Annotated in this window: 1 pseudogene; it reads left to right on the top strand. The window is 68.4% G+C overall.

Annotation, left to right across the window (positions count from 1 at the left end):
* Positions 1–269 (top strand): annotated as a pseudogene (locus tag SB751_RS30940) (phage tail protein); the annotation flags it as partial.

Raw genomic sequence — 269 nt, 5'->3', positions numbered from 1 at the left:
CTACGGGTTCGGCCTCTACCTCGAAGACGGCTTGCTCGCGGCGCTCTACGGTCAGGCGACGCCCATCATGGAGAAGTCGCCGGAGGCGCTGGTGCTGCTTTCGGCCGACATCCAGTTCACCACGATCGACGCGGCGCAGCTCGTGTTTGGCGAGACGAGCTTCACGAACCCGCCCGCGACGACCGAACGCCAGGGTGTGGTTGAGCTCGCGACCAGCGCCGAGACGATCGCGGGCACGGATACGCAGCGTGCCGTGACGCCCGCGGGCC

Origin of the sequence: Cupriavidus sp. SIMBA_020 (genome assembly GCF_046535395.1) — a bacterium.
In the GTDB taxonomy this organism is placed as follows: Bacteria; Pseudomonadota; Gammaproteobacteria; order Burkholderiales; family Burkholderiaceae; genus Cupriavidus; species Cupriavidus campinensis.
This window is presented reverse-complemented; position numbering and strand designations above follow the sequence as displayed.